We start from the raw sequence: 17,045 nt of genomic DNA, 5'->3' as shown, positions 1-17,045 counted from the left end.
CGTGGATCCCCCTAGAACGAATCCGGTTTGAAGCGCCCCGCTCTCCTCAGGACACCTCTCGCACCCGGTCGCCCGCCGCCGCGTACCGCGGCAGGTCGGCCACCGGTGCCAGCGGCACCACCGGCGCGATGCTGGGCCGCAGCCCCGCAAGCGCCTCGACGATCCGGTCGCACACGTCCGCCTGCATGCGTTCGTCGGTCCGCAGCGTGTCCCACGCCCGACGATCGCTGACCAGGTGGAGCACCACGTCCGAGATCGTCTGTTCATGGAGGTCGAGACGACGGATGTTGGGCGCTTCACTCGTGAGCGGACCGTCAACGGCCGTATTCAGCACCAGGACAGGCGTTCCGAGCGGGGCGGCTTCGGCCGCCACGTCGCCCGACAGGGCCAGCACCAGGTGGGCCGCATCGGCCAGGTACGCGAAGTCCAGGTATTCGCCCGGCTCGACGAGGTGGATGTTGGCGAAGGCGCCGAGCATCCCGTCGATGCCATCCATGTTCCGGGAGGGCGGCAGCAGGCAGACGATGTCCAGGTCCGGGCGGCGCAGCGCGATGCGGCGCAGGGCGCGGGCCAGGGGTTCGGAGCGTTCGCCGAGCTTGTCGCGCGCCAGCACCAGCAGCAGCGGCGCGTCCTCGCGCAGGAAGCCGAAGCGCTGCACTTGCTGGCGGCGCAGGTCCTCTTCGTCGCGCAGGCGCGCGACCGCGGTGTGCAGCGTGCGGGCCGCCGGGTCGCCGGAGACGAGCACGCGCTCGGCGGACACGCCGTCGGCGATGAGCGTGCGGCCCTGCGATTCGGTGGCGGTGAAGTGCAGCGTGGCCAGCGAATCGATCACGCGGCGGGCCGCTTCCGGCGCGCTGCGCGAGGACGCGGGCCCCGCGGCTTCGATGCACGCGATCGGGATCTGCAGGTAGCTGGCGGCCAGCGCGGTGGCGACGCTGGTGGGCGCACCGGCCGGCACGATCACCATGTCGGGCCGGTATTCGGCCAGCACGCGGTCGATCGAGCCCAGGGCGGCGGACGTGGTCTGCGCGATGTCGGACGAGGCGGCGAGGTTGATGCGCACGTCTGCCGCGATGTCGAACAACGACAACACCTGTTCCGGATGTTCGGCGCACGAGGCGGCGACGCACATGCGCGCTTCGAAGCGCGCATCGCGCGACATCGCATCGGCGATCGGCGCGAGCTGCGCGGCGTCGGACGCACCGGCCACGACGTACAGCGCCTTGAGCACGTTCGGCGGCGCATGCGCCGTGGACGACGACGACGGGACCGGCGTGAGCGTCTGCACGTTCGCGGCGGGCGTGCGATGCGTGACGACGTGCGGCTCGCGGACGTGCGCCTTCGGCAAGCGACTGCCCAGCGCGGCGATGAGGTTGGGCAGGCGCGTCATGTAGGCGAACAGCAATACGCCGAACGTGGCCAGGCTCACCGACTCCGGCGCATCGCGCAGCACGAAGCCGAGGCCGCCGATCAGCAGGCCAGCGCCCGTGATCATCGCCAGCGCCATGCGCGCATTGAAACCGGCATCGAGCAGCAAGTGGTGCAGGTGCTGGCGATCGGGCTTGAACGGCGAGTTGCCCGCGCGCATGCGGCGCAGCATCACGCCGAGGGTATCCATCACCGGGATCGCCACGCACCACAGCGTGTCCACCGGCGCGAGCACGCCGACCTTGCCGTGGCTCAGATAGATCAGGCTCCACGCCATCAGGAAGCCGATGAGCGTGCTGCCCGCATCGCCCATGAAGATCTTGCGGCCGTCGGGCCAACCGAGGTTGACGCACAGGTACGGCACCAGCGCAGCGAACAGCACCTGCAGCAGGAGCAGCACGCCCAGCACCGGGAACCCGCCGTTGGCGAACAGCAGGATCGTGCCGATCGTGACCATCGCCATGCCCGCGGCGAGGCCGTCGATGCCGTCCATCATGTTGAAGGCGTTGACCAGGCCGATCACCGCGATGATCGTCACCGGGATGCCGAGCAGGCCGATCTGCAGTTCCATGTCGCCGAGCAGGTGGCCCGCGCTATCCAGGTACACGCCCGTCGCGCCGATCACGAGCCACGCGGTGCAGCACTGGATCACCAGGCGCGCCTTGACGCTCATGTCGTGCAGGTCGTCGACCAGGCCGGTCATGACGATCAGCGCGCACGGCACGAGCAGGCTCGCGACGAACGCATCGATGTAGCCCAGGTACAACAGGCCCGCGACGGTGCCGGCGAAGAAGCACAGGCCGCCGATCAGCGGGACGCGACCCTTGTGCGCTTTCCGTCCGCCGGGCTTGTCGACCAGCCCGAGCCGCCGCGCCATCGGGCGCAGGGAAAAAATCGCGAAGAGGGTGACGGCCAACGCGATCGCACTCGCGGCCACCAGTTTTGCTTCTTCCATGCGCGCCTCTCGATGACCGGACACCAGGCGCCGCGTACATGCGGAACCCCTTTCCGGCACCACCGCTTCGTGTTCACGAATGTGTCGGTGGTGCAGGTTCGGGAGAGGCTATTGAGAGGGAGTTGATGGAAAGATGAAGAAATCCCGTTAAAACGCGGATTTCGTGAACCCTTCGTACAGGGACCGTTGCCTTTCGTCGGCGTGGCCGCTGGGCTTGTCGGACTGCGTTTCCTCCGGGGATGCGTCGTTGCCGACCGTGCGCGACGCAACGCGCGCCACGCGTTGGCATCGATCCTGCATTGGCCCTACAGGTGCATGCGCCAATCGTGCGCCATGCGGTCGATGTCGCGGTACGAGGCTTCGAACACCGGCTGCGTCTTGCCGTAGGGATCGGAGACTTCGGTGTTCCCGCTCCACCGCCCCATGAGGAACGTCTTGCCGCGCGCCTGCGGGGAAATCGCGTGGATGGCGTCCAGGTGCCGCTTCTGCATGGCCAGCACGAGGTCGGCGGTGCCGATCATCGCCGCGGTGACCTGGCGCGCGACGTGTTCGGTGCCCGACAGGCCGTTGGCTTCGAGCACGCGTTGCGCGAGCGGATCGATGGGATTGCCGACCAGCGCGGCGAGGCCCGCCGATTCGACGCGCACGTGGTCGCCGCCGCCGAGGTGGTGGCGCAGGACGATTTCGGCCATGGGGCTTCGGCAGATGTTGCCGACGCAGACGATCAGGATGCGTTCGATCATGGCGCGAGTGTAAACACCCGCCGGCATGCACGCTTGCTCACGCGCGCGTCACGCCGGTGCCGGTGCCGGCTCCAGTTGCAGTTGCCAGTAGCCCACGTCGATCCAGCGATCGTGCTTGAAGCCCACCTGTTCGAAGTGGGCCACCTTGCGGAAGCCGAGGCGCTCGTGCAGCGCGATGCTCGCCGCGTTCGGCAACGCGATGCCGCCGATGACCGTGTGCAGCGAATGCGCGCGCAGGCGGTGCACGAGTGCGGTGTAGAGCGCCGTACCCAGGCCGCGGCCCATCTGCTCGGGCGCGAGGTACACCGTGGACTCGGCGGCGAAGCGATACGCGTGGCGTGCGCGCCAACGCGTGGCGTACGCATAGCCGACCACCCCGCCCTCGCCTTCCGCGACGAGCCACGGCAACGGCAGCGCCTGCGTGTCGGCGATGCGCGCGGCCATGTCGTCGGCGCTGACCGGCGCGGTTTCGAACGTCACGCACGTCGAGGCGATGTAGTGGTTGTAGATCGTCGCGAGGGCGGGCGCATCGGTGCGGGTGGCGTCGCGGAGCGTGGCGAGGGAGCGCATCGGGCCGAGTCTAGCGGTTGCATCGCCCGGGTTCGAAGCCCACCCTGCCCGCATGGAGACCCCCGCACCGTCGGCGTGGACCTGCCCCACCTGCGGGGGCCGCGTCGACACGGCGTTCTGCGCGTGCTGCGGGGAGCGCCGGCTGGAACGCCGCGACCTGGCGATGCGCAGCCTGTTCGATCGCGTGGCGCATGCGCTCACCAGCGTCGATGGCCGCGTGCTGCGCACCGCATGGACCTTGTTCCGCCGCCCCGGCGCATTGACCGTCGCCTACCTCACCGGGCGCCGCAAACCCTTCATCGCGCCGTTGCAGGTCTTCATCCTGGCGAACGTCGTGTTCTTCGCGATCCAGTCGTTCTCGGCGGCCAACGTGTTCGGCGCGAAGCTCGAATCGCACCTGCACCAGCAGGACTGGGCGCCGTGGGCGCAGGACGTGGTGGCGCACCGGCTCGCACCGTCGCATCGCACGGTGGCCGAATACGCGCCGGTGTTCGATCGCGCGGTGGAGCGCAACGCGAAGTCGCTGGTGTTCCTGATGGCCATCCCGTTCGCGCTGCTGCTGGCCGCGATGTTCCGGCGGCGGCGATTGCCCTTCATCACGCACGCGACGTTTTCGCTGCATTCGTGGGCGTTCCTGCTGGTCGTGTTTTCGTTCGCGACCTTGTTCGCCGATGCGGATGCGTTGCGTGGCGGCGCGGGATTGCGTTCGGCGATGCTGGACAACGTGTTGACGACGGTGTGCATCGTCGCGTGCCTGCTGCACATGCGCGCGGCGCTGGGGCCGGTGTACGGGATCCTGGGCGGAAGGCGCTTGCTGGCGAGCGTGTTGCTGACGCTGGCGGTGGGCGTGATCGTGCTCGGCTATCGATGGTTGCTGTTCGTGATCACGGTCTACTCGACGACGTGAGCGGACAACGGAAGGCCCGCTTGCGCGGGCCTCCTGCGAATTGCTGGAGCGGCATCAGCTCTTCAGGCAAGCGCTCTGCGCGGCCTTGTACTCGGCGCCCTTCTTGCCCTTGTTCTGCGCGGAGCACTTCGCCATGCGCTCCTGCGAGGACATCTTCGCCGGCGCCGCGGCGGGCTGGGCCTTGAGGCAGGCGCTTTGCGCGGCCTTGTACGCCTCGCCCGTCTTGCCCTTGTTGGCCGCCGAGCAGCTGGCCATCTTCTGTTGCTGGGCGGTGGGTGCCTTGGTGGCGGCAGATTGTGTCGCCGCCGCCTGGCCGGCGGGCGTGGCCGCGAAGGCCGACGTGGAAACCGTGAGCATCAATGCGAGCAAGCCAAGTCGAATGTTCATGGGACCTCCGATGGACGCGCATGCACAGGCGGGATGCCTGGCGCGTCGGGCGGCCACACGTTAGTCCTGCCGCGATCGAAGTAACGGCAAATGTGGATTAAGTTTTTTTAATCCAGCGAAGCCCGGGCAAACGGGGACATCCAGTCGTACGCATTGTTGCGTCCTAGCCGAATCCTTCGCTCCATTCTTGTTGATCAACTACGTACGCATCCACATGAAAGCCATCCTGTTGCTCCCGGAACCCTGGCAACAGCAGGTAACCAGCGATTGCCTGGTTGGCTTTCTCGGCTGAGGAAAACACGCCAAGAATCTTTTCGTCGTCCTGCAACTTCCCGGGATTTGCATGTGACAACAAATAGACCGTGTTTTCATTCCGGGTGTTCAAATGCGATCTCCTCGCGCAGTGGCTCACGAGTCCAAGGAACGTCAATGCTGTCCCGCCAAGCGCACCAGCCAGGAGCAAGGTCGGCCAAGTCCAGAAGCGTTGGGTCCATTTCGACGGGAAGACACATTTCGACGACCACAACGTCCGACGGCGGGTCCGCGCCGTCCAGGAATTGCCAGCCATGATCGTCGTCATCGTGTGTTACGAAAAGGATGGGGTGTCCGTCATACACGACTGACTTGGAAACGAGCGCTGCAGAATATGGAGTTTGATCGAAGCGCCACATTGAGATTCGAGCCGACGGAAGAACAGGGTCAGAGTAACAATTCCCAGGAGTCCGCCAATGCCAGGAGCGGACACTGCTGCGCAGATCGACCTACCGTGAACGCGCCCAGGCAAATGCAACGAGCGCGGCGCCAAGACACATGCCAGTCCCGATGAGATGCACGAAATCCACCGCCCGGATGGTGGCGAGGGACGGGCGAGCGAGCATGCTGCAGAGACTCATGAGGCCAAAGGCAGCAAGAACGAAGGCGATTCGAAACGATTCGCGGCGTGAGCTCATGGAGGGTCACCTCTCAAGCGTTGTGGACGAGGAGTTGGAACGTGACGTGGTGCGGTGCGTGCTACGACTTCTTCATGGCGGCGTGCGGGGAAGCAGTCTCCGAGTGACCAACGGCAGCATTCGGCCAAAAGCGGGTGCTCGCCAGTCCCGTTACCTAGGCGACCTCACAGTTATGCAGAAGTGCAAAGCATCGGCGCCACCACCGTGTTTTTCTTGCCAGTCCAACGCGCCAGCTTGGATCGACTTGCGCGCGTCCGCGGCAGCCTCAGCAACCGAAAGGTGTTCGGTGAAGGTATTCAAGTAGCCAGCGCTGCCATGCCCAACGCGACCGTCAGGCGCCTTTACCCAGCCCTCCCAGCCCAGGATCAGAGTCGATTGCGACTCTAAGTAGTTGATTGCTTCCAATGCATCGGCGAGGGGAAGCACGATCTCCCCCTTGGAGATTGATCGCTTCTGAAGGTGGGGCGGAATGTTGTCGAGTTGGCTCACGCCGCGAGCTTATGCAGGCAGGGTCCGACTCACAAGCCGAGCAGACGCTCAGCACTTAGGCTCGCCGAATATCCCCCTGGGTCGAAAGCGGACAGCAAGGTGATTACGGAGTGGCCTCCCCCGCCAGCCCCCAGGCGCGAAAAGGAAAAAGGGCCTGCAAGATGGTGCCTTGCAAGCCCCTGTTCCAACTGGTGCTACTCGCGCTTTGCCCTTGTCACCAAGGCGAGCGTGAATGTGCGCACCCACTCGGACGCCATTCTGTCGGTGACGGTGCATCGCGTTTCGACTTCGATCTGGAGGTCGGGACAATGCGGCACGACGATGTAGCCGGTTTTCTGGTCACCAACCATCAGGCACTCCCTCCCCTCAGCCATGTGCAGCGCAACGAGCAGGCAAAGGCAGGCATCCAACTTGTCCTGGTCGGTCTTGTGCGGGCGATCCTTGTCCCGCGCCTCATCCATCCAGCGAGCTATGCCACCAAGACTCAATTTTCTAAATGCAGCGGACGCCTCGCGGCAAAGGAATTGCCAATCGTCCAACGAAAACGTCTTTCTGCGCTCCGGGTTGTACTTGGGAAGGCGCCCCGCACGACGCGCATCCTCCCGAAGCCAGCCAAGCGCGATCAGCGCCAGGACCGGGTAGGTTTCAAAGACAACGGCGCCATCGGGTCGGGGAGTCAACGGGTCGCCTGCGCCGCCGAACTGATTGATGAAGGCCCATACCGGCGCGCCTTCGCCAAACATGTCTGCTCGTGCCGTGTTGGCCGGCTGCATGCCCCCATACCGAAGACTCACGCAGGAAGAAACGATGTTTTCGACAGGGCGTTGGCCTGCGCTGTTGTTCACGATCGTCGGCTGGTCGAGCAGGATGACGGTGGAGACCGGGGCGTGTTCGGCCTGCCACTTGCGAATTGCATCTTCAGCTTCCCGGAAGTTTGCGATTTGCGGATCGCCAAGAACCTGAAACGCGCCATCATCGTTTTGGATGGCGGCGACGATCGCTCCGCGCTTCCCTGGGGTCCAGGCCGAATCGAAACCAACCAGCAGTGTCGTCATTTCAGATGTATTGCTGCGGACTATTCCCGGCTTGCCACTCACAATGCATCAACGCAGGGGGGCTTACCGCTACCCAATTCAGGGGATGGGTACATGGACCCCAGCGCGCAAAAAGAAAAAGGGCCTGCAAGGTGGTGCCCTGCAAGCCCTTGTTTCTACTGGTGCCGGAAATAGGAATCGAACCTACGACCTACGCATTACGAATGCGCCGCTCTACCAACTGAGCTATTCCGGCGAGGGCGTGAATTCTAGGGGCGCGGGGGTGGCCGGGTCAATCGACCAGCGTGACCCGCAGCTCCTTCGGCAGCGCGAACACCATGTCCTCGGGTTCGCCGGACAGCTCGCGGACGCCACCGGCGCCCAGTTCGCGCAGGCGTTCGATCACGCCGCGGACCAGGACGTCCGGCGCGCTGGCGCCCGCCGTCACGCCGATGTGCTTGCGGCCCGCGACCCAGCGCGGGTCGATCTCGCTCGCGCCGTCGATCAGGTGCGCTTCCACGCCCTCGCGCTCGGCGAGTTCGCGCAGGCGGTTGGAATTGGAGCTGTTGGGCGAACCGACGACCAGCACGAGGTCGCATTCGCGCGTGAGTTCGCGCACGGCGTCCTGGCGGTTCTGCGTGGCGTAGCAGATGTCGTCGTTCTTCGGGCCCTGGATGTGCGGGAAACGCGTGCGCAGGGCGTCGATGATGGTGCGCGTGTCGTCCACCGACAGCGTGGTCTGCGTGGTGTACGAGCAATGCTCGGGCTGGCCGATGTGCAGGCGCGCGACGTCGTCGATGCTTTCGATGAGGTAGATGCGCCCGGTGCCGGCCTGCGCGTTCCACTGCCCCATCGTGCCTTCCACTTCCGGGTGCCCGGCGTGGCCGATCAGCACCATGTCGCGGCCGGCGCGGCATTGGCGCGCGACTTCCAGGTGCACCTTGGTCACCAGCGGGCACGTGGCGTCGAACACCTTCAGCCCGCGGCGCGTGGCTTCCTGGCGCACCGCCTGCGACACGCCATGCGCGGAGAAGATCACCGTCGCGTTGTCCGGCACTTCGTCCAGTTCCTCGACGAACACGGCGCCGCGATGCTTGAGGTCGTCGACCACGAAGCGGTTGTGCACGACTTCGTGCCGCACGTAGATCGGCGCGCCCAGCGTTTCGAGCGCGCGTTTGACGATCTCGATGGCGCGGTCGACGCCGGCGCAGAAACCGCGCGGGTTGGCGAGCAGGATGTCCATGGCGGGCGCGATTATCGCGCGTTCCCCGCCTTCTTGCCGTGCAGCAGGCCGAACAGGGCGATCCCGATGGCGCCGCAGACGATCGCCGAGTCGGCGATGTTGAAGGCCGGCCACGCGTGGTCGCGCCAATACCACTGGATGAAATCGACCACGTGGCCGTGGCGGAGGCGGTCGATCACGTTGCCCACCGCCCCGCCGATCACCAGCGCGAACGGCAGCGCCGTGCGCCAGTCGTGGCGCGGGGTGCGCGAGAGCCAGAACGCCAGCAGCGCGCTCACGCCGAACGCCAGCGCGGTGAACACCCACTTCTGCCAGCCGCCCGCCTCGCTCAGGAAACTGAAGGCGGCGCCGGTGTTGTAGCTGCGGTACCAGTTCCAGAACCCGTCGATGACGGGCACGGCCTGGTATTCGGGCAGGCGCGCGAGCACCCAGGCCTTCGACAGCTGGTCGAGGCCGATCACCGCGGCGGAGACCAGCAGCCACGGCAGTGCGTTGGGACGTTGCTGCATCAGAAGAACTTCCTCGTTTCGCCCGGGCCATCCACGTTGGAGACGCAGCGGCCACACAGTTCGGGATGCGCGGCCACGCTGCCGATGTCGCCGCGGTGCTGCCAGCAGCGCACGCACTTGGGCTTGTCGGTGCGCGTGGCGGTGATGGCGATGTCCTTCGCGGCGTCGTCGGCGATGAGCTGCACGTCGCCGCTGATCAGCAGGAAGCGCAGTTCGTCGACGAAGGGCGCGAGCCAGTTCTGCTGCGTGACACCGCAGCGCAGGCCGATCTCCGCTTCCAGCGCGGCGCCGATGTCGCCGGCGGCGCGCATGGGTTCGAGCACCTTGGCGATGTCGTCGCGCAGCGCGAGCAGGCGGTCCATGTCGTCGACCGACAACGGGGCGTCGTCGGGCAACGGCGCGAGGCCTTCGTACCAGGTGGCGAAGAGCACGTGCCCTTCCCGCTTGCCCGGCACGTGCGCCCACATCTCGTCGGCGGTGAACGACAGGATCGGCGCGATCCAGCGCACGAACGCTTCGCTGATGCGGTACATCGCGGACTGCGCCGAACGCCGCGCGGGCGAATCCTCGCGCAGCGTGTACAGGCGGTCCTTGGTGACGTCGAGGTACAACGCACCAAGGTCCACGCTGCAGAAGTTGCCGAGCGCCTGCACGATCTCCGCGAAGTCGTAGCGCGCGTACGCGGCGATGAGCTTGAGTTGCAGCGCATGCGCGCGGTGCACGATCCAGCGATCCAGCGCCACCATGTCCTCGAGCGGCTGCAGGTCGCGCGCCGGATCGAAGCCATGCAGGTTGCCGAGCAGGAAGCGCGCGGTGTTGCGGATGCGGCGGTACACGTCGCCGGTGCGCTTGAGGATCTCGTCCGACACGGCGATTTCGTTGCTGTAGTCGGTGGAGGCGATCCACAGGCGCAGCACGTCGGCGCCCATCTGGTCGATGACCTTCTGCGGCTCGATCGTGTTGCCGAGCGACTTCGACATCTTCCGGCCGTTCTGGTCGACCGTGAAGCCGTGCGTGAGCACCTGGCGATACGGCGCGTGGCCATCCATCGCGATGCCCGTGAGCAGCGACGACTGGAACCAGCCGCGATGCTGGTCGGAGCCTTCGAGGTACAGGTCGGCCGGCTTGCGCAGCTGGTCTTCCGGACGCTGCGCGAGCACGCACTCGTGGCTCACGCCCGAGTCCAGCCACACGTCCAGGATGTCGACGATCTTGTCGTACTTGTGCGCGGTGGCGCCCAGCAGTTCCTTCGCGTCGAGCGAATACCAGGCATCCACGCCGTCGCGTTCGACGCGCTCGGCCACCTGGCGCATCAGCGCCGGCGAATCCGGATGCGGCTCGCCCGTTTCGCGATCGACGAACAACGCGATCGGCACGCCCCACGTGCGCTGGCGCGAGATGCACCAGTCGGGGCGGCCTTCCACCATCGCGAAGATGCGCGCTTCGCCCCAGCCCGGGAACCATTCGACCTTGCCGATCGCATTGAGCGCGTCGCGGCGCAGGCCGGCCTGTTCCATCGAGATGAACCACTGCGGCGTGGCGCGGAACGCCACCGGCGTCTTGTGGCGCCAGCAATGCGGATAGCTGTGCACGAGCTTGGCGAAGGCGAGCAGCGCACGGTTGTCGCGCAGCACGTCGACGATCGCGTCGTTCGCTTTCCAGATGTGCATGCCCGCCAGCACGACGTCGCCCGCGGGCGGCGTGGACGGCAGGTACACGCCGCGGCCGTCGACGGGATTCATCTGCGCGGCGGTGTAGTTGTCGGTCAGGCCATAGCGCAGGCCGACCGCGAAGTCTTCCTGGCCGTGGCCCGGCGCGGTGTGCACGGCGCCGGTGCCGTCTTCGGCGGACACGTGGTCGCCGAGGATCAGCGGGATCTCGCGGTCGTAGAACGGATGCTGCAGGCGCTGGCCTTCGAGCTCCACGCCCTGCGCACGCGCATGCACGACGTAATCGGTGACGCCGTAACGCGCGAGCGCTTTCTCCGCGAGCGCTTCGGCGAGCACCAGCCACAGGCGATTGCCGTCGCGCGCGGGGCCTTCGACCAGCACGTAATCCAGTTCCGGGCCCAGCGTGACCGCGAGGCTGGCGGGCAGCGTCCACGGCGTGGTGGTCCAGATCGGCACGGCGACGTCGACGCCTTCCGGCACCGCAACGCCGAACGCCGAAGCAAGCGCCTGCGGCTGCCGCGCGCGATACGCGACGTCGATCGCAGGCGAGGTCTTGTCCTGGTATTCGATCTCCGCCTCGGCGAGCGCCGAGCCGCAATCGAAGCACCAGTGCACGGGCTTCACGCCGCGCGCGAGGTGCCCGCGTTCGATGATCTTCGCCAGCGCGCGCAGCATGTCCGCTTCGTAGCGGAAATCCATGGTCTGGTACGGACGATCCCAGAGACCGACCACGCCCAGGCGCTTGAAGTCGCGACGCTGGCCGTCGATCTGCTCGCCGGCGTATTCGCGGCACTTCGCGCGGAAGGCGGCGGCGTCGAGCTTGTCGCCGACCTTGCCGAACTTCTTCTCGACCACGAGTTCGATCGGCAGGCCGTGGCAATCCCAGCCGGGCACGTAGGGCGCATCGAAGCCGGACAGCAGCTTCGACTTCACCACCATGTCCTTGAGCACCTTGTTGACCGCGTGCCCGATGTGGATCGCGCCGTTGGCGTACGGCGGGCCGTCGTGCAGCACGAACAGGGGACGGCCGGCGGCGTGTTCGCGGATGCGCGCGTACAGGCCCTCGCTTTCCCAGCGCGCGAGCGCGACGGGTTCGCGCTTGGGCAGGTCGCCGCGCATCGGGAAGTCCGTCGCGGGCAAATGGATGGTGGCCTTGTAATCGGTGGTCACGCGAATGCCTGGTGCGGGGAATGGGAGAGGACGTCGCGCGCCTGCGCCGCGTCGCGATCCATCTGGACGACGAGCGAAGGCAGGTCCGCGAAGGTGAGCTCGTCGCGCAGGTGCGCCACGAACTCCACGGCGATGCGGCGACCGTACAGGTCGCCGTCGAAGTCGAACAGGTGCGCTTCGAGCAAAGGCTCGATGCCTTCCACCGTCGGCCGAGTGCCGAAACTGGCGACGGAGGCGTGCGCATTCAAGCCATCGCCATGCACCCGCACCGCGTAGATGCCCTGCAGCGGCGGGCGCTTGCCGCCGTAGCGCAGGTTGGCGGTGGGATAGCCGAGCGTGCGCCCGAGCTGCTTGCCGCGCACGACGCGGCCGGCGATCGCATAGCGACGGCCGAGGAAGCGCGCGGCGGTGTCGAAGTCGCCGGTCTGCAGCGCGCCGCGGATGCGCGTGCTGGAGACGCGTTCGCCGTCGACCATCACCTGCGGGATCGTGTCGGCGATGAACCCGAGTTCAGCCCCGAGGCGCTGCAGCAAGGCGAGATCGCCGGTGCGGCCCTTGCCGAAGCGGAAATCGGGACCGATCCAGATTTCGCGCGCGCCGAGGCGTTGCACCAGCACCTCGCGCACAAAGCGCTCGGCGTCCATCGAGGCCAGGCGCGCGTTGAAGCGCAGCAAGCCCACGACATCGACGCCCGCGTCGCGCAGGCCTTCGAATTTCGCGCGGGGCAGCGTGAGGCGCGGCGGCGGATCGGCGGGCTGGAAGAATTCGCGCGGCAGCGGTTCGAAACTCAACGCGACCGCGGGCACGCCGATGGCGCGCGCACGCTCGACCGCGCGGCGCACCAGCGCGCGATGACCGAGGTGCAGTCCGTCGAAGGCGCCGATGCAGACCACGCTGCCTTGGGGGCACAAGGGCCCGCCTTCGACGTCACGGAACAGCCTGCTCATGGAACGCGGGAGTATAGGTCAGTGCTCGCGCAGATCGGCCAGGCGGAAGCCCAGCGCGATCCACGCCATCGCATAGGCCGCGACCCCGGCCGCGACCAGCGCGGTGAGCCAGCCCACGCGCGTCCAGAACGCCACCGCCGTGAAATCGGGCGCGAAATGCAGGCCGATCAGCAGCGCGCAGGTCATCGTGCTGCAGGCCACCAGCAGGCGCAGCGTGAATCCGCCCCACCCCGGCCGCCGCTCGTACACGCCCGCTTTCCGCAGCCAGCGCCACAGCAGCGCCAGGTTGAGGTAACTCGCCACCGCGCTCGCCAGGCCCAGCGCGAAATGCAGGCCCGGCTGCTTGGCCAGCGCGACCAGGATCGGGCCCTGCTGCAATTCCGCCGGCACCCACAGCACGTAGAGGATCGCGAGGAACAGGCCGTTGAACACCATGTTGGCGATCAGCGAGGCCACGCCGGCGCGCATCGGGGTCTTGGTGTCCTGGCGCGCGTAGAACGCCGGCAGCACCACCTTCACCAGCGCGAAGGCCGGCAGGCCGAAGCTCAGGCCGAACACCGACAGTGCCGCCATGCGCGTGTCGAAGCTGGTGAACGCGCCGTGCTGGAACAATGTGGAGACCAGCGGGATCGCGAGCAGCATCAGGCCGATCATCGCGGGCATCGCGATCATCAGCGTGATGCGCAGGCCCCAGTCGAGCGCATTGGAGAAGCCGGCGCGGTCGGTGTTGATGTGGTGGCGCGCGAGCGAGGGCAGGATCACGGTGCCCAGCGCGACGCCGAACACGCCCAGGGGCAGTTCGAGGAAGCGATCGGCCTGCGAGAGCCAGGTCTGCGAACCGGCGACCAGCAGCGCGGCGATCACCGTATCGAGCAACAAATTGATCTGCGCGATCGACGAACCGAACAGCGTCGGCACCATCAGGCGCATGACCTTGCGCACGTCCGGATGCGAGCCGCCCCACTTCGGCAGCGCCAGCAGGTCCAGCTTCGCCAGCTGCGGCAACTGGAACAGCAACTGCAGGATGCCCGCGAAGAACACCGCCCAGCCCAGCGCGAGGATCGGCACCTCGAGCTTCGGCGACAGCCACAGGGCGCCGGCGATCATGCACAGGTTGAGGATCACCGGCGTCAGCGCCGGCATCGCGAACTTGTGGAAGCTGTTGAGCGCCCCGCCCGCGAGCGCGGTGAGCGAAACGAACAGCAGGAACGGGAACGTGAGGCGCAGCAGCTCGACGGTGAGGGTGAACTTGTCCGGGTCCCGCGCCTCCCCGCCCGAGAACAGCGTGGCGACCTGGGGCGCGAAGATCATCCCCAGCGCGACGATCAGCAGCAGGACGGCGCCCAGGGTGCCCGCCGTGCGGGAGACCAGTTCCTTCAACTCCGCGTGGGTCCGCTTCTCCTTGATCTCGGTGAACACCGGGACGAACGCCGTGGAGAACGACCCCTCGGCGAACAGCCGCCGCATGAAGTTCGGGATGCGGAAGGCCACCCAGAAGGCGTCGGTGCCCGCATTGGCGCCGAAGACGTGCGTGATGGCCACGTCCCGCACCAGGCCGAACACCCGGCTGACCATCGTCATGCTGCCGAAGGACAGCAGGCCCCGCATCATCCGGGGCTTGTGGGCAGCGGCCGTCATCGGAAATCCCCCGGCGGGTTGACGCAAGTACCTGATCCGCCCATACTTCCGCGCTTCGTCGGGCCGGCCCAGCTCTTCAGCGCCCCCGTCGACACCCCTAATTCCAACATCTGCACCCCAGGATTCCAGTCGTGGCCAATATCAAGTCCGCAAAGAAGCGCGCCAAGCAGACCGTCGTGCGCAACGCCCGCAATGCCGCCCAGCGCTCGATGCTCCGCACCGCCGTCAAGAAAGTGCTCAAGGCCCTCGACGCCAACGATGCCGCTGCCGCCCAGGCCGCGTTCGTCGTCGCCCAGCCGATCCTCGATCGCTTCAGCAGCCGTGGCCTGATCCACAAGAACAAGGCCGCCCGCCACAAGAGCCGCCTCACGGCGCGCATCAAGGCCCTGCAGGCCGCCTGATCCAGGCGCCGCAGCCGCCGTCACGAAGAACCCGGCCTCGGCCGGGTTTTTTGTTGCCCGCGAATCAAACACGCGGGGCATCCTGCGCGGCGCGCTCGGCCTCGTCTTCCTTGAGGCGATCGAAGAACGCCTGCACGGACAGCGCGATCGGCCAGGTGTTCTCGCGGCCGATGGCGGAGACCAGGTACCAGGGCTGGGTCCAACCGAGTTCGCGCACGACTTCCTCGGCGCGCTCGCGCGCCTCGTCCTCGAACAGCAGGTCGGCCTTGTTGAGCACCAGCCAGCGCGGCTTCTCGAGCATGCCCGGGTCGTACTTGCGCAGCTCGTGTTCGATGGCGCGTACCTGTTCGGCCGGCGAGGCTTCCACGCCGCCTTCCATCGGGGCGAGGTCGACGAGGTGCAGCAGCAGGCGCGTGCGCTGCACGTGGCGCAGGAACTGCGCACCCAGGCCCGCGCCGTCGGCCGCGCCTTCGATCAGGCCCGGGATGTCGGCGATGACGAAGCTGCGGCCCGGCTCGACGCTGACGACGCCGAGGTTGGGATACAGCGTGGTGAACGGATAGTCCGCGACCTTCGGCGTCGCGGCCGACACCGCGCGGATGAAGGTGCTCTTGCCCGCGTTGGGGAAGCCGAGCAGGCCCACGTCGGCGAGCAGTTTCAGCTCGAGCTTCAACGTGCGCGACTCGCCCTCGCCGCCCGGCGTGGCGCGCCGCGGCGAACGATTGATCGAGCTCTTGAAATGCATGTTGCCGAGGCCGCCCTTGCCGCCGTGCGCGACGAGCAGGCGATCGCCGTGCGCGACCAGGTCGCCGATGATTTCGTCGGTGTCGACGTTGTGCACGACGGTGCCCACGGGCACGGTGATCGTGTGGTCCGTGCCGCCCTTGCCGTACATCTGGCTGCCCATGCCGTTCTCGCCGCGCTGGGCCTTGAAGTGCTTCTGGTGGCGGAAGTCGACGAGCGTGTTGAGGTTTTCGTCCGCCTGGATCCAGACGTTGCCGCCGTCGCCGCCGTCGCCGCCATCGGGGCCGCCGAGCGGGATGAACTTCTCGCGCCGGAAACTGATGGAGCCGTTGCCGCCATTGCCGGCGGTCACGGTGATTTCTGCTTCGTCGAAGAGTTTCATGGCGTTACTTCGGTTGGCGCTGCGTACTGCGGGGGATCAAAACGAAGAACCCCGCCGGAGCGGGGTTCGTCGCACACCGGGTCGTCAAATTTACGCGACGACGCTGACGGTGCGGCGCTTCTTCGGGCCCTTGGTCGAGAACTCGACCTTGCCGTCTATCAGCGCGAACAGGGTGTGGTCGCGGCCGAGGCCGACGCCCATGCCCGGGTGGAACTGCGTGCCGCGCTGGCGAACGATGATGTTGCCCGCGTCGACGGCCTGGCCGCCGTACAGCTTCACGCCCAGGAACTTCGGGTTGGAGTCGCGGCCGTTGCGCGAGGAACCTACGCCCTTTTTATGTGCCATGGCTGCTGCTCCTTACTTCTTGTCGCCACCGGCGATGCCGGTGATCTCGATTTCGGTGTAATGCTGCCGGTGGCCCATCTGCTTGCGATGGTGCTTGCGGCGGCGGAACTTCACGATGCGCACCTTGTCGGCGCGGCCGTGCCCCTTGACGGTGGCGGTGACGCTGGCGCCCTTGAGCGCGTCGCCGAGCTTGACGCCTTCGCCGTCGCCCAGCATGAGCACGTTGTCGAACGTGATCTCCTTGCCGGCTTCGATGTCGAGCAGTTCGACGCGCAGCGTCTCGCCCTTCATCACGCGGTATTGCTTACCGCCGGTGACCAGTACTGCGTACATGACCAGACTTCCTCTGTAGTTATTGTGGTCGCTCTGACCGCCTTCGAGGGCGGACAGCCGCGGGATTCTAGGGGAATCAGTCGCTTGGAACAACCCCGGGGGCCCGATCCGGCCCCGATCCGCCCACCTGACTGCTTCAGGTCGCAGCCCCTGCGACCGGCCGCGCCCAGACTGGGTTTGCGGGGATTTGCCCCCACCTC

At 66.9% G+C, this 17,045-nt stretch carries 17 protein-coding genes and 1 tRNA gene; 2 read left to right on the top strand and 16 right to left on the bottom strand.

Going from position 1 to position 17,045, the window contains the following annotated elements; all coding sequences use genetic code 11:
• Positions 1 to 46: 46 nt before the first annotated feature.
• The 3 genes from LYSCAS_RS11875 to LYSCAS_RS11865 all read right to left on the bottom strand — a co-directional run bounded on the left by LYSCAS_RS11875 (position 47) and on the right by LYSCAS_RS11865 (position 3,696).
• Positions 47 to 2,383 (bottom strand): UDP-N-acetylglucosamine 2-epimerase, encoded by a 2,337-nt coding sequence (locus LYSCAS_RS11875; RefSeq protein WP_213434245.1) that lies wholly within the window; start codon positions 2,381 to 2,383, stop codon positions 47 to 49.
• A gap of 305 nt (positions 2,384 to 2,688) precedes the next feature.
• The gene (locus LYSCAS_RS11870) at positions 2,689 to 3,126 is read right to left on the bottom strand and encodes a low molecular weight protein-tyrosine-phosphatase (RefSeq protein WP_213434244.1); all 438 of its coding nucleotides are present in this window, start codon (positions 3,124 to 3,126) and stop codon (positions 2,689 to 2,691) included.
• Positions 3,127 to 3,174: 48 nt separating this feature from the next.
• Entirely contained in the window at positions 3,175 to 3,696 is a 522-nt protein-coding gene (locus tag LYSCAS_RS11865; RefSeq protein ID WP_213434243.1) for an arsinothricin resistance N-acetyltransferase ArsN1 family B, read from the bottom strand.
• A 52-nt stretch (positions 3,697 to 3,748) separates the two neighbouring features.
• On the opposite strand from LYSCAS_RS11865, the gene LYSCAS_RS11860 reads away from it, so the two are divergent.
• Positions 3,749 to 4,603, top strand: a complete 855-nt coding sequence (locus tag LYSCAS_RS11860) for a DUF3667 domain-containing protein (RefSeq protein ID WP_213434242.1) — start codon at positions 3,749 to 3,751, stop codon at positions 4,601 to 4,603.
• 54 nt (positions 4,604 to 4,657) lie between these two features.
• Here LYSCAS_RS11860 and LYSCAS_RS11855 read toward each other — a convergent pair whose 3' ends face one another.
• The 10 genes from LYSCAS_RS11855 to murJ all read right to left on the bottom strand — a co-directional run bounded on the left by LYSCAS_RS11855 (position 4,658) and on the right by murJ (position 14,613).
• The gene (locus LYSCAS_RS11855) at positions 4,658 to 4,990 is read right to left on the bottom strand and encodes a PsiF family protein (protein WP_244858534.1); all 333 of its coding nucleotides are present in this window, start codon (positions 4,988 to 4,990) and stop codon (positions 4,658 to 4,660) included.
• A gap of 163 nt (positions 4,991 to 5,153) precedes the next feature.
• A complete protein-coding gene (locus tag LYSCAS_RS11850) occupies positions 5,154 to 5,570 on the bottom strand; it encodes a DUF7336 domain-containing protein (protein WP_213434241.1) in 417 nt (138 codons plus the stop codon).
• 520 nt (positions 5,571 to 6,090) lie between these two features.
• A complete protein-coding gene (locus LYSCAS_RS11845; protein ID WP_213434240.1) occupies positions 6,091 to 6,429 on the bottom strand; it encodes a hypothetical protein in 339 nt (112 codons plus the stop codon).
• 194 nt (positions 6,430 to 6,623) lie between these two features.
• Positions 6,624 to 7,484, bottom strand: coding sequence for a DUF429 domain-containing protein (locus tag LYSCAS_RS11840; protein WP_213434239.1), 861 nt, complete (start codon positions 7,482 to 7,484; stop codon positions 6,624 to 6,626).
• Between the two features lie 159 nt (positions 7,485 to 7,643).
• Positions 7,644 to 7,719: transfer RNA gene (locus LYSCAS_RS11835), tRNA-Thr, on the bottom strand.
• Positions 7,720 to 7,755: 36 nt separating this feature from the next.
• Positions 7,756 to 8,706 (bottom strand): 4-hydroxy-3-methylbut-2-enyl diphosphate reductase, encoded by a 951-nt coding sequence (ispH, locus tag LYSCAS_RS11830; protein ID WP_213434238.1) that lies wholly within the window; start codon positions 8,704 to 8,706, stop codon positions 7,756 to 7,758.
• 11 nt (positions 8,707 to 8,717) lie between these two features.
• Positions 8,718 to 9,215, bottom strand: coding sequence for a signal peptidase II (gene lspA, locus LYSCAS_RS11825; RefSeq protein ID WP_213434237.1), 498 nt, complete (start codon positions 9,213 to 9,215; stop codon positions 8,718 to 8,720).
• A complete protein-coding gene (ileS, locus tag LYSCAS_RS11820) occupies positions 9,215 to 12,055 on the bottom strand; it encodes an isoleucine--tRNA ligase (protein WP_213434236.1) in 2,841 nt (946 codons plus the stop codon). The genes lspA and ileS overlap by 1 nt, the downstream gene beginning before the upstream one ends.
• Positions 12,052 to 13,002, bottom strand: a complete 951-nt coding sequence (locus LYSCAS_RS11815) for a bifunctional riboflavin kinase/FAD synthetase (RefSeq protein WP_213434235.1) — start codon at positions 13,000 to 13,002, stop codon at positions 12,052 to 12,054. The genes ileS and LYSCAS_RS11815 overlap by 4 nt, the downstream gene beginning before the upstream one ends.
• An 18-nt stretch (positions 13,003 to 13,020) precedes the next feature.
• Entirely contained in the window at positions 13,021 to 14,613 is a 1,593-nt protein-coding gene (gene murJ, locus LYSCAS_RS11810; RefSeq protein WP_213437808.1) for a murein biosynthesis integral membrane protein MurJ, read from the bottom strand.
• Positions 14,614 to 14,771: 158 nt separating this feature from the next.
• On the opposite strand from murJ, the gene rpsT reads away from it, so the two are divergent.
• Complete coding sequence (gene rpsT, locus LYSCAS_RS11805) at positions 14,772 to 15,041, top strand: 30S ribosomal protein S20 (protein WP_036166639.1); 270 nt, start codon at positions 14,772 to 14,774, stop codon at positions 15,039 to 15,041.
• Between the two features lie 64 nt (positions 15,042 to 15,105).
• On the opposite strand, the gene obgE is transcribed toward rpsT, so the two are convergent.
• From obgE to rplU, 3 genes are all read right to left on the bottom strand, one after another.
• On the bottom strand, positions 15,106 to 16,167 hold the full coding sequence (gene obgE, locus LYSCAS_RS11800) for a GTPase ObgE (protein ID WP_213434234.1): 1,062 nt from the start codon (positions 16,165 to 16,167) through the stop codon (positions 15,106 to 15,108).
• Between the two features lie 90 nt (positions 16,168 to 16,257).
• Positions 16,258 to 16,512 (bottom strand): 50S ribosomal protein L27, encoded by a 255-nt coding sequence (gene rpmA / locus LYSCAS_RS11795; protein ID WP_213434233.1) that lies wholly within the window; start codon positions 16,510 to 16,512, stop codon positions 16,258 to 16,260.
• A 12-nt stretch (positions 16,513 to 16,524) separates the two neighbouring features.
• Positions 16,525 to 16,845 carry a 50S ribosomal protein L21 gene (gene rplU / locus LYSCAS_RS11790; protein ID WP_213434232.1) on the bottom strand — a complete coding sequence of 107 codons (321 nt, stop codon included), beginning with the start codon at positions 16,843 to 16,845 and terminating at the stop codon, positions 16,525 to 16,527.
• Positions 16,846 to 17,045: the final 200 nt, after the last annotated feature.

It is taken from the genome of Noviluteimonas caseinilytica (assembly GCF_018406605.1).
GTDB classification, from domain to species: Bacteria; Pseudomonadota; Gammaproteobacteria; order Xanthomonadales; family Xanthomonadaceae; genus Noviluteimonas; species Noviluteimonas caseinilytica.
The sequence above is the reverse complement of the archived record's forward strand: the minus strand, read 5'-3'. Positions and strand labels throughout refer to the sequence as shown.